We start from the raw sequence: 12,339 nt of genomic DNA, 5'->3' as shown, positions 1-12,339 counted from the left end.
CGTCAAAACAGCCGCCTTGATGGCAGTGGGATTTCCAAGGTCAAGGTGGTCAATATACACAACCCCCTATCTTAAGTGATGATGTCAAATGCCATAGGCGTAGCATCTCATCGGCCATGGCTTGAACGTAGCTTTTTAGTTGCGTGTCGTCTGTTAGGGTACGCAAAGATTGAATGGACGGGTTGCGCAAATTTAAATCCTGGGGAATGTAGGCATAACCAGGCCATAGATGATTCCGACTGGCCATTGCCCCCTCTTTGTCCAATAACTGACACAGCGGCTTATATTCTATTGATTCGTTAGAGCACTTAATCCCAAGATAGATACTGTTGGTTTCTGCTTCAGCAGCGATAAAAGCATTTTGCAGATTAGGCAGCTTATAATACAGGCCAACGGTCTCGCGATTGGGTGACCTACGCTTATAAGATCGCATAAATACTCGGCACTGCTCTTGAACGTTGCCACACGTTGAATGCTGGCTATCTAGGTGCTGATCCATCTCAGCACTGATCCCGCTGATCGTCTCCCTGAGTTCTATCCAAATTCTTGCTTGTAAACGAATCAGCGCTTCATCAAACGCCAGACGAATGTCATGCGCTGCAAGCAGATTGTCTCCCTCAAGCAAGGTGTCAGCCAACGTATCCAGGTGATGGGTGTTCATGTCTTGTCCCGTTAACTGTGTGATCAAGTCGTGATATTGCACGATGCTTTCGCGTAGCGAAGGATGCCGTACAGATTTTTCTACGCATTTGGCCAACCAAGGCAGCAAACACCCTGCGTACGCGGCAGTTTGATAAGTTCCTGGCATATCGGAGGCATTACCAAGCTGCTCAAGGTCACCCAAGCTTTGGGGTGCTGGCGGGCGCCCATCCAATGAGAGGAATACTACATGCACCTCTTGATAACCTTGGGCACGTAAGGATTGATAATACGTGACCAGCTGGTTTTCCTGATCAGCGGCAAATAGCTTGTTTTCAATCAGAATGGCTTGGCGCTTGGTATTAGTCACCAGAATGTCGATTCGCTGCTGCTCTGTAACGACACGCACCCCTTCTAAGGAAAAATTCGGAATGTGTACTTGGTCGATGAAACACTTAAGCAGCTCCACACCCAGCTCATGCGTTTGAGGATTTAGCAAAGCGGCAATAAAGCGCGAATGTAACCGGACTTCATCCGTTGGCTTATGCAATACAGTGAATACGTTAAAACGCGGCGTGCACGCATAGTGACGCTGAAGAAGCGCCGCCAAGTGCAGCAGGTCTTCGGCTTTTGTCGTTGAACTCATGTCACAATGATCCTAGTTGTCGCATTTACAGGAACACATTCTCAGGCGCGACTACGCCCATAGCCCCAGCGTTGCCCTTCAAGCCAGGCAGTTACGATATCCGGCACAATCCTATCGGCCTCTTCATGAATAATGCGATAGCTATAGGGTCTATCGGCTACATCGAAGTGAGGGTTTACGATAAGCTTTTCCGCCCTGTATCGCCCCTTTTTGGGCAGCTTCGCTGCCGGGTCAACCTGCAGCGAAGTACCGATTACCAGCACCTTGGCTGCCGTCTTAAAATGCCGACCAGCCTCTTCGTAATGCATAATCGGCTCCCCAAACCAGACGACATGTGGTCGCATATCATGCCCATCGGGGCAAGTGTCACCTATGCTCTGAGGGTTGATGCCGATATCCGATATCATCTCATGCTGACCGCAACATCTCACTTTTCTGAGTTCACCATGCAAATGAATGACATTATGAGACCCTGCGCGCTCATGTAAGTCGTCAACATTCTGGGTGATAACGACAACTTCATACTTCTGCTCAAGCCGCGCAATGGCAAGATGAGCTGGGGTAGGTTGCGCCTTGCCAGCGCACTCCCTACGCCAGTTGTAATAATCTATTACTTCCCCCCTACGCACTATCCAAGCATGAGGCGAAGCCAATTGTTCGTGCTGCGAAACTGCCTTTAATCCGCCATCGCGAAATGCCTCTAAACCGCTACTAACACTGATACCAGCACCGGTAAACACAACGATTTTGTTTGGGTTAATAGCAGGTTTCATACGGCATCCTTGTTGCTGCGCCTAATACCAAGCATTGGATTCAGTCGCTAGCCTAACCGCGCTGTGCGACATTTAATGTCGTACATACCCACTATTATTTGGCGGCTAAAATCACACCTGGATGACGCTAACTGATGCTCTCTTTGCGAACAAACTCACTCGCAGCTAGCTGCGCTGCCTGGATCTACCACTTTGCCCGACGCATGTGGGTCACCGATATTTCACCTGCGGATAATAGCGTCTCGTTTGATCTGTCATCAGCCGTTGGCTATCAGTTGGTAGTGCGGCTTTCGCCATGGCAGTCAGATGTGCCGTTTTCGTGGGTAAGTGAGGCAGAAGGTGAGCAGCTAGCAACGGGTACATTTTTGGAGCCTCCCGGGATCAGCTGGGAGGTGTTAATGGATACCCATGGCGATGCATTAACGTTGGGTATGCCCGACGCGCTTCTTAAGGTTATTAACGCGGCGCCTTTCCTAGGCATTGAACTAGCACAGGTTGTTGGCCGGTTGGACGCTGCCCTCGACATGGCAGTGTCTTCGCCGCTGCTGCTCATATTGCTGGTAGAAAAGGGGGCACAAGAAAGGTGGTCAGCGGATACCTTCGCGGCATTACTTCGCCACAGACAATCAACGCTATGTGCAGCCGCCGGTTTACCTACAACGCGATCAAGCGCCAAGTTGCTACGTCGTTGTCAGCTTGGCCCTATGATTCGACGAGAACTCTTTCCGTTAAAACGGGCGTTAAACAACCCCGACAATAGCGAGTTTTTGCGTCATCAACCCTGTATTCACGCCAGACACCTTATCTTTTTAGCCAACTATGAGGGCGAACGCTGGCCGGGGTTACTGACGCTTATCGACGACGCGCTAACCCAAGGCCCCCACCATCATGCTAGCGCTTGGCTCAAAGCGATGCTGGTGGATACCCAGCGCATGTTAGCCGCTGGTCCTGAAGCCCTTTACTCCGTATGTTCAACGGCCACCTTGCAAGCACTGCACAACCGGTTAGTTGATAGTTTTAATGCTCGCACAACCGCAGACAACGCTCAAAGTAGCGCTGCTAAACTACAGCAACACCACGGCTCCTACCCTACGGCACCTTTACCAAATACGACATTAATTACCGCTATCACCTCATGGCAGGATTTGCTCTTGGAGGGAGAGCGCATGCAACACTGCGTGGGCAGTTATAGCGGCGCCATCGCACGTGGAGAAGTCGCTATTTATCACATGCAGCAACCTGAAGCCGTGACGATTGCGATTTTGCCACAAGGCCAACATTGGGAGTTAAGCCAAGCACGCGGGGTGCATAACGCTATCCCCACATCGGAAGCTCAGCACCTTATTCAGGTGTGGTTGGCTAAGCAGCCATAGGTAGGCTTTGCCATTGCGCGGTTTAATTTATCACAGCTATACCGTAACTTATGAAACCTCATAGTTTCTTTTATTTGTCTCGTTATCATAACTTGGCAGCCATCAGGCCTGCGGGGTAATGGTTAAAGCAATGCAGCATAATGTTCCACTCGTATCTTTTACTTACTAGCATTTTCATTGGCAAAGAAACGATAAGGCTCCCATTGCATTAGTTCAATCTTAAAATACTTTGGTTAGGGATTGGTCTAGGCGCTTACCCATTTTTCCAAAAATTTTGAGTAAGCGCCCTTGTACGATACCTGTCGCTCTCGCCCTGCCCTTTTCACATTGCTGTCATCATTATCAGCGTGGAGGATACCCATATGCACGCGAATATGACGCTTTAAACGCGTGCATGCATAGTGAGCCAATGCGATTAAACCAAGCCTTCGCAAGCCCTTAATATTTTACCTATCAAAATCTTAATTAATAAAATTAATAATAATTTTATTAAACTTTACTTGCGGCATGTCTTGTCGCACCAGCCATTTAACCTGCTGTTTCCGACAGTTAAAGAGGCAGCGCAATGCAACGCGATACACACAATCAAGCTACGCATAAACGACTCGCTCAGCATGAAGTTGAGAAGTGGGAAAATGATCGTGCGTATTGGGAAGAAAAGTTGCCCATCATGGCATTGCTAAGCCAATTTTTTACATTAACCCCTATCTTCCAAAATAAAATAGCCACGGCTAGTACTGACGGCCGCCATATCTATTTCAATCCTTCCTATAGCGCATCGTTATCTATTGAAGCACGACGCTTTTTACATGCACACCTCATTTGGCACTGTGTAGCAGGTCACCTAACGGCACCACTGGTTGAAAATCCTAAACATTGGCACTTAGCTTGTGACCATGAGGTCAATACACTTCTACTTGAACTGGGGATAGAGCTCCCAATGGATGCACTAATATTTCCTGTATGCTTGGGCCGAAGTGCATTTGATGTTTATCGTTGGCTAGCGGGGCATCCCAATACCTCAACAGAAATAACGATAGATATTCATCCGGCCGCCTTGTGGACGCATCTAGCGGACATTCAACCCAGCCCGGGCTTGCCTAACCTATGGCGACGCCGAGCACATCTAATTGCTCGTGAATCACCCGCTCTACCGGATAAAGTCGCTAAGTTTTGTGAGTCGCGCTAACATGCGGCTTTTATTTACCGCCAGGAATTCTTTCTTCATGGCTGATGCTCGTGACACTTCATTTCGTTATTTGACCTTGCTTCAATTAATACCCCGTTATCCTGGGAGTATTTCGACGCCAGTACTAAAAGAGAAGCTTGCTGAGCGGGGGTTTCATATTGATACGCGTTCACTCCAGCGCGACCTTAGCGAAAAACTATCTACCCATTTCCCTTTAGGATGCGATGACACACAAAAGCCTTATCGTTGGTATTTCGATCGTGACTTCCAGTGCCAATTACCAGCGCTGGATGTGCCCAGTGCCCTAACGCTAGTGCTTGCCGAAGAGTACCTTAAAGGGCTTTTGCCGCCTGTGGTAATTGGACAATTATCTCCACAATTCACAGATGCACGCCGACTACTGGACGAGCTTTCTTCTAATGGGCTTAGTCAGTGGGCACGTAAGGTTCGAGCCATTCCGAACGGCAAAGCTCTAATTCCTGCAGAGCTGGACGAAACGACATGGCAAGTGGTTGCTCAAGCGCTACTAGAGCAAAAAGCTATTGATGTTAATTATTTATCACGCACTACCGAAACTGAAAAAGCGCTAATTCTGCATCCGCAAGGAATAGTCAGTCGCCATAGCGTTACGTATTTACTAGCGCAAGTAGATGGCTTTGATGATTTACGTCAATTTGCATTACACCGAGTTAAGAATGCTGCCATCAGTGAGACTGCCTGGCAGGTTCGGGCAGGATTTAATATTGACACTTATATTCAAAGCAGTGCTTTTGGCTACCGACAGGGATCAAAAGATGTCACGTTGGATGCCGAAATCAATCGGTCAGTTGCTTGGTTGCTAAAAGAAACGCCGCTTTCAAGCGAGCAATCTATTTCACCTACTAACAAAAGTGGCTGGTACCGGCTCACTGCATTAGTTCCTGACGATCAGCAGACGCTCTGGTGGCTAATGGGCATGGGCGCCAACGTTAAAGTTCATGCCCCCAGCACCTGGAGAGATGAGTTAAAAGCTTCTGCGGAACGCGTGTTGGCACATTATTTAGAGGATAGTGACCCACACTTATCAGGAGTTAACCATGGATAATGATCAACATTTAATAGCGTTCTACCGTGGCGAAAGCCCTGATCATCAGGGCCGCATGATTAACGACATTTGGGCATTCTCACCATTTTGGCTAGAGCATACTCACGACTACATTCAATGGCTGTTTCCCATTCCCGAGGCTGGCCGTTTTAATGCATTTGCCCCTTTATTAACGCCCCCATTACAAGAAGCATTTGCTAAAAATAGCTTTTTACGCCAGCAACAGCAGCGTTCACTTGATGTCATGCTGAATTTTTTCGGTCTTGATCAAGACGGCATAACTATCACAGCGCAACCTGATTTATCAATCCAAACGCATATCTGGCTTAAAGCTGGAGGCCACAACCATTTACGGATTACCCGTATTCTTCGCTCGTTAGCATTATGTCATCAAGTTGAATTGGCACGTGCAGTACAACAGGCAGTAATCGACATTGGCACGCTGCGAGGTGTTGTATCAGAAACTTCAATTCAATATTGGCAAGAAGCTTTAGTTCTCAAGCAGCCTTGATAAATCATAGAACCTATCAATTCTCTCATCTTTCATGAAAAGTGACTGCCATAATAACGTCACAACAAACAATGAATATGGCAATGCCAGCTTCAAAGCTCAAGTGTTGCTAGGTGTTATATGAATTGCTGTGAATACGCCACATCGTGTTCCCACTGGCCCTTCTCCTGGATTAATATCACTCGTTCAATGAGAGTCTCCACATTCTGCTGCCCGTTGAACATACTCAACGCGCGGCAGATAAATGAGTGAACTGTGGTGGCGAACATAATTATAATAGTTTCACTGCGCCTACATATTCAAACTAGGATAAGAGAACATGGCACGTAAGATTACAATTCGCGATGTCTCTAAACACGCTGGCGTCGGCTTGGGCACTGTATCGCGCTTCGTTTCAGGACGCGGATATGTCAAGCAGGAAACGGGAGAAAAAATTCGTGCGGCTATTGAAGAACTAGGCTTCACGCCCAGTTTTCATGCAACGGCGATGCGTGGAACTGTTGGAACTAGCGTCAGCGTTATCGTGCCGGATATTTCAAATGCTCTGTCATCATTTGTCGTCAAAACCTTGGGTGATGAATTGCGGCAACATGATATTAAAATGTTTTTTGCTAGCCCTTCGGGTAGGCCTGAAGTGGAAGCTGAGATAGTGCAGAATTTCATTTCGCGTGCGGTAGATGGAATGTTCCTGATGCCCTCCGACGAAGATAATGTGGCCACAACTAATCTCCTACAACTCCAGAATTTTCCTAAGATCATCCTTGAGCGGGACTTCATGCACGGTGTGCCAGGCGTATCCCATGTGCTGACGGACCATGCCTCAGGCGTTGTCGAGGCAGTGGCCTATCTGAAGAGCACAAACCATACTTCAGCAGCGCTTTTTTGTCCGCAGACAGGGCGTCCTGGACGAGACCGAGGGCGTGCTTTCACCGACGCAATGAATTGCCACAATATGCAAGCGACGGTCCTGATGGGTTCGATGGAAGGGGATTGGGTTCATGACGAGATCGTATGCATGTCGTGCGCTAATGCCCTACCCGAAGCGCTAATCGTAGGGCATAACCGGTATTTAGCACCACTGATCACCGCTCTACGTAAATGCGGGCATGTTATTGGGCAGGACGTGTCCCTGATTACGCATGACCGTGTGGATCTAGGAGAACTTCATTTTCCGCCTATAGCGACCATCGAACGTGATGTTGCGCTTATAGGCAAACTGGCCTGCCGTTGTTATTTAGACATGCGTGATAACGGGGAGGAAGGCCGCAGAGAGGTAATCCCCACGACCTTTAGGCCTACTTTAAGTATCGTAAAGCGTTAGTGATTGCAGCTGGACTGCTTCAGTTTGCACCATTTTCAATCGGGGAAAGCTCAATGCCCTCCTCGGTATAATAGCGCTCTGCTCCTGGATGTAACGGAAGAAAGCGATTATGGACTACATTTTCGGCCAAGGTTTCTCTGGCTGAGCCATGGCTGGCTACGAGGTCGTCATGGTACGCAAAGATAGCCTTTGTAATCTCATATGTAAGGCTTTCAGGCAGGTCCTCGTGCGTTAGGACGAAATTCCACATACCAAGTGTGTTCACCGGACCATCCAGCGAACGATAGGTTTCAGGCGGTATGACGACAGGCTGCAGGTATGGAAATTCCTCTGCCAAAGTCTCGATCGCCTCTGCGGGAAATGCAAAGAAATGAGCAGGCTCCATCGTCTCCAGTTCGGTATAAGCAGCAGCTGGGATGCCCGGTGCTGCCCCTACAGCATCCAATCGGCGATCTGAAAGCTGACTCATCTGGTCTCCAAAGGGGCCGAAGCTAGCATTGACAGAGATACCGAGTTTATCAAACCACCGTGTCCAATAGGCGCCTGAGCCCCCTGCCGGCCCTAAACCCACACGTTTCCCTTCAAGGTCAGAAAGTTCATTCAGTCCTGAATCTGCCAGGGCCGCCATTTGAAACGGTGAGATATACATAGGTGCTACTGCGCGGAGCCGATTGTGCTGAACCCCAGGGGCTAGCTCGCTTTCACCAACCCATGCTTCATATGCAGGTCCCATCGTCGTCAGCGCAATATCGATCCTACCGTTCTGGGTGAGTGTTACGTTTTGGTATGGCCCCTGGGTCTGTTGGGTAGAGGTCGGCACCCCGACATGATTCGAAATGATGGATGCAAGCCCCTGCCCATAAATCGCATATGTCGCGCCAGGAGAGCCTGTACCTATAACAATAGAACTAGGCCAGTCAGACTTATCAACTTCTTGAGCCATCACTGACGTTGCAGTAATCAGCGCCAGTCCGGTAAAGATTTTATAAAACATGTGAACCTCTCGTTATGATTGTTGGTAGTGAAAACCCGACTTACTCGGGGATTGGATATTTCCCGAACCGTGTCCTTAAGCGAAGCATTACCAGTGCGAGTGCCATGCTTACTCCAATTAAATCGGTCAATACGTCGCCTGCGATAAGGCATAAGGCACTGAATGCCAGACATACCCGGAACCAAGGAGTCAGACGACCACGTAACCAACCTTCACTGGCGGTTGCCAACAGCCAGACTCCCAGCCCCGCCGTTGCGACTGTCTGAATAATATCTTTGACAGAACCGTCCATTAGAATCGCTGGATGAGTGATAAAGAGATAGGGCACAACGAATGCCGCGATACCGTAACGTAATGATCGGAAGGCGGTTTCCCATGGACTGGCTCCTGCCAGCGCAGCTCCTGCGAAGGACGAAAGGGCAATAGGAGGAGTGATGGCGGACACAACCGCGAAATAAAAGATAAAAAAATGAACGGAGAGCGGCGGCAAGCCCATCCGCTGTAGGCTGGGGGCAACCACGCTGGCGGCAATCGCATAAGCCGCAGTGGTTGGCATCCCCATGCCAAGGATCAACGCAATCAGCATGGCAAAAAACAGGGCAAGGAGCTGGCTTTCTCCCGCAAGCCCCATCAAGAGACCCGAAAAGCGACCGCCTAGTCCTGTCAGCCCAATCACCCCAACCACAATACCGGCACAGGCACATACGGCCACAAGTTGAAGTGATTGCCGCGTCGCGAGACTACATGCCTCGACTGCCTTGCGCATCATGTCATTTAGCACAAAAGTGATTGATGGCCGTTGAGCTTTTAGAGCGTAAGTGCAAAATAGCATGATCGCACTCAGGCCCATCGTATAGCCGCCCACCACATTCGGCCCGACACGCGATGGCCCAGCGATCAACATCACTAAGAGCAGAAGCATCGGCAGCGACAGTAAGCGCGAATCGAGCCCTGCAGAACGAGCAAACATGACGAGCATCGCCGAAGCGGTACCCCACGTTCCCGCCGCAATGACCGAGTAGCCTGAAAATAGAAGAGCAAGAAGTACTACTAGAGGCAACAGCACAAAAGCATCTTTTAGCATTGGCCTTAGCTGTGGTAGCTCGCTGCGAGGTAAACCGTGTATTCCCTCTTTCTGGGCCTCAAGATCGATATGAACATAAAGCGCTAAGTAATAAAGCAAGCACGGGATAATGGCGGCGATGATGATCGAGGTGTAGGGTATGCCTGTCACCTCGGCCATGATAAAAGCCCCTGCTCCCATAATGGGAGGCATCAGTTGCCCCCCCGTTGAGGCCGCTGCCTCAATAGCGCCGGCGCTGGATGCCCGATAGCCCGCACGCTTCATCACCGGAATCGAAAAAGTCCCCGATGCAACGACGTTAGTAACCGAGCTGCCTGAAATCATTCCAAAAAGCGCCGAACTGAGCAGCGCAACCTTCGCCGTTCCACCGCGAGCCCAGCCCATTGCACCAAACGCGAAGTTCATGAAAAACGCGCCCGCACCCGATACTTGCAAAAATGCCGCAAAAACGACGAACAGTACAATATATTGAGCCGCCGCAGCGGTTGCTATCCCAAAGACACCGTCCATTGAATAAAGATAGGAAGCCACGGACCCAAGGTCATAGCCGCGATGGCTTAGTACGCCAGGTAGTATTGGGCCAGCAAAGCAATACAGCATAAAAATAGAGGCCAGTATAGGAAGCGCTAACCCTGAACTACGCCGCGTGACTTCCAACACCACTAGAATGCCGATAATAGCGACTACAACATCCGCCGTCGTCATCATGACGCCGGTGCGCATCAGCAACATATCCAATTCCGACCAAATGTAAAAAGTCGCGTAAATTGCGCCACAGGCCAACAAAAGATCCCAAAATCCGGGACGTTTACGGGATGCGCCTGATCTGCCAGCGTAGAGTAATACGCATAGCACTCCAGCCGCATTCACATGTATCGCGCGGAAGACCCAAGCATCAAGGCTCCAAAAATTAAGTACTGCAATATGGAAACAAATATAGGCGATTCCACATAGAACGAATATTCGGTTCCAGCTGGGTATTAATACTCGCTCCGAGCTCCCATGCTCGAACCGTTCAGCCGTTTCAGCTGATAGCGCATTTGGCGGTGGGCTTTTTGTCATTATTCATCCCCTTTCGAACCAAGATAGACCGGCCACATCTTATTACGACCGGAACAAGTCACTTGCTTCCATTTGTTTGAATATTTACGATATGGAACCGTTTCCATATAAATAATAATAAGTGTATTATTTTGTCAACACAAAGTTACGATCTTACGTAATGGACAAGGCAGAATTTAGCCGAAGGAATAATTGAAATGAAAAAAAATATTTATATTTCAATGGCTTTAAGCGATTCAATAAAGATTGAAAAATCGAGCCTACTAAGCAAATACAGCATACTTACTCACACCCCACATATCGAGCTGCCAAGATGACAGGTATTCGCCAGATGAAAACAATCTTAGCATTCGGTGATAGTTTGACATGGGGAACCGACGCGCAAACTGACGGCCGACATACATTCGACTATCGCTGGCCCAATGTTCTTCAGAAAGTGCTGGGGCCAAATTGGGACGTTGTCGCAGAAGGCCTAGGTGGGCGAACAACGATTTATGATGATCTCAGCTCGCCAATTGATCGCAATGGCGCAAATGTGCTTCCCATACTGCTTAGTAGCCACTTCCCGCTGGATCTTGTAATCATCATGCTAGGGCTAAACGATCTCAAACGTGAGATCGCGGGCTCTGCCGACGCTGCGGCGATAGGCATGATGAGGCTTATCGAGATAATTAAGCACCACCCTTACCGATGGTCGAACGCAGTACCACAAATAATGATCGTATCCCCCCCTCATTTGCGTAATCGGGTCGATGGAAAGCCACCTATGGGCAATAGGAGCATCGAGGAGTCAAAGCGACTTTCGCTTCTTTACAGGCAGATCGCTAGCCAATATGAAATCAGCTTCTTCGATGCCGCGACTGTAGCCGAAGCCGACCCTATAGATGGAGTGCATCTCACTGCAAATGCAACTCATGCAATCGGCTTGGCTTTAGCGCAACAGGTTGAAATAGAGCTAGGTATTATCAGTTAACGCGAAAAAGCCTCGTACTTCTAGTGCAAAGATTAATAGCGTGGGGCGCTTCGCGCCCCTATTCCGGCCTCGTCTGCTGCTTAATATACGGTTTAACAACACTCAGCGGCGCACCGCCGACACTTCCCGCAAAGTAGCTGGGACTCCATAACGCATTGTTCCTATAAGCGGGGAGTACCAACTCAGGGTGCAGCAGCTTCATCCGCCTACTCGAAACATCTTTCTGGCTATGCACCAGCCTTGGGCGGGTAGTTCATCCGTAAGTGAACATGACCGGTTCCACCCTTGAATTCCTTAAGCTCGGCCTCGAAATCCTGACACACTTGCCTGAACCGAGTTTCAAGGGCGTCTAAATGCGCGTCATTGAACACGTTGCCACGGTACTTGGTCGCAAAGACCAGATGAGCGTGAATCTCAAAAATTCAGGGCCGGCCAGTTCTGATTGAGTGGCTATTGTCCATAGACAAAATATACTCAAAGCCATGAAACAGACCCAGACATTAAAAGTTCGAGTGAGAGACAAGCACGTTGCACAGCTTAACCAGATGGCTCGCAGCGTGAACTTCGTCTGGAACTATTTGTAGGAATTGCCATCACGGGCTATCACCTATGTCCGCGCACTAGGACAAATTGAAGCCCGGCTTGACACAGCTACCGAACGCCACGCACGCGAAATGGTGCTACATGGAC

10 protein-coding genes and 1 pseudogene are annotated in these 12,339 nt (G+C 49.1%); 6 read left to right on the top strand and 5 right to left on the bottom strand.

Annotated elements, in window-relative coordinates:
* Nucleotides 1-49 precede the first annotated feature (49 nt).
* On the bottom strand, nt 50-1,285 hold the full coding sequence (locus ELY25_RS13480; protein WP_126951778.1) for a PDDEXK-like family protein: 1,236 nt from the start codon (nt 1,283-1,285) through the stop codon (nt 50-52).
* A 41-nt stretch (nt 1,286-1,326) separates the two neighbouring features.
* Nucleotides 1,327-2,058: an SIR2 family NAD-dependent protein deacylase gene (locus ELY25_RS13475; RefSeq protein WP_126951777.1), complete on the bottom strand. Its 732-nt coding sequence runs from the start codon at nt 2,056-2,058 to the stop codon at nt 1,327-1,329.
* Nucleotides 2,059-2,192: 134 nt separating this feature from the next.
* Between ELY25_RS13475 and ELY25_RS13470 the strand changes: the two genes are divergently transcribed.
* From ELY25_RS13470 to ELY25_RS13450, 5 genes are all read left to right on the top strand, one after another.
* Nucleotides 2,193-3,431, top strand: a complete 1,239-nt coding sequence (locus ELY25_RS13470) for a PcfJ domain-containing protein (RefSeq protein WP_126951776.1) — start codon at nt 2,193-2,195, stop codon at nt 3,429-3,431.
* A gap of 565 nt (nt 3,432-3,996) precedes the next feature.
* On the top strand, nt 3,997-4,620 hold the full coding sequence (locus ELY25_RS13465) for a DUF2201 family putative metallopeptidase (protein ID WP_126951775.1): 624 nt from the start codon (nt 3,997-3,999) through the stop codon (nt 4,618-4,620).
* 37 nt (nt 4,621-4,657) lie between these two features.
* Entirely contained in the window at nt 4,658-5,704 is a 1,047-nt protein-coding gene (locus tag ELY25_RS13460; RefSeq protein WP_126951774.1) for a helix-turn-helix transcriptional regulator, read from the top strand.
* Nucleotides 5,697-6,215 (top strand): opioid growth factor receptor-related protein, encoded by a 519-nt coding sequence (locus ELY25_RS13455; protein WP_126951773.1) that lies wholly within the window; start codon nt 5,697-5,699, stop codon nt 6,213-6,215. Before ELY25_RS13460 ends, ELY25_RS13455 begins: the two co-directional genes overlap by 8 nt.
* A gap of 319 nt (nt 6,216-6,534) precedes the next feature.
* A complete protein-coding gene (locus ELY25_RS13450; RefSeq protein ID WP_126951772.1) occupies nt 6,535-7,536 on the top strand; it encodes a LacI family DNA-binding transcriptional regulator in 1,002 nt (333 codons plus the stop codon).
* A gap of 19 nt (nt 7,537-7,555) precedes the next feature.
* On the opposite strand, the gene ELY25_RS13445 is transcribed toward ELY25_RS13450, so the two are convergent.
* Nucleotides 7,556-8,530, bottom strand: coding sequence for a TAXI family TRAP transporter solute-binding subunit (locus tag ELY25_RS13445; RefSeq protein ID WP_126951771.1), 975 nt, complete (start codon nt 8,528-8,530; stop codon nt 7,556-7,558).
* A gap of 40 nt (nt 8,531-8,570) precedes the next feature.
* Complete coding sequence (locus ELY25_RS13440) at nt 8,571-10,676, bottom strand: TRAP transporter permease (RefSeq protein ID WP_126951770.1); 2,106 nt, start codon at nt 10,674-10,676, stop codon at nt 8,571-8,573.
* A 313-nt stretch (nt 10,677-10,989) separates the two neighbouring features.
* On the opposite strand from ELY25_RS13440, the gene ELY25_RS13435 reads away from it, so the two are divergent.
* On the top strand, nt 10,990-11,649 hold the full coding sequence (locus tag ELY25_RS13435; protein WP_221885505.1) for an SGNH/GDSL hydrolase family protein: 660 nt from the start codon (nt 10,990-10,992) through the stop codon (nt 11,647-11,649).
* 58 nt (nt 11,650-11,707) lie between these two features.
* Here ELY25_RS13435 and tnpA read toward each other — a convergent pair.
* Nucleotides 11,708-12,071: pseudogene (gene tnpA / locus ELY25_RS13430) on the bottom strand (IS200/IS605 family transposase).
* Between the last annotated feature and the right edge of the window lie 268 nt (nt 12,072-12,339).

This window comes from Vreelandella populi, assembly GCF_003989825.1.
Classification (GTDB): domain Bacteria; phylum Pseudomonadota; class Gammaproteobacteria; order Pseudomonadales; family Halomonadaceae; genus Vreelandella; species Vreelandella populi.
The sequence above is the reverse complement of the archived record's forward strand: the minus strand, read 5'-3'. Positions and strand labels throughout refer to the sequence as shown.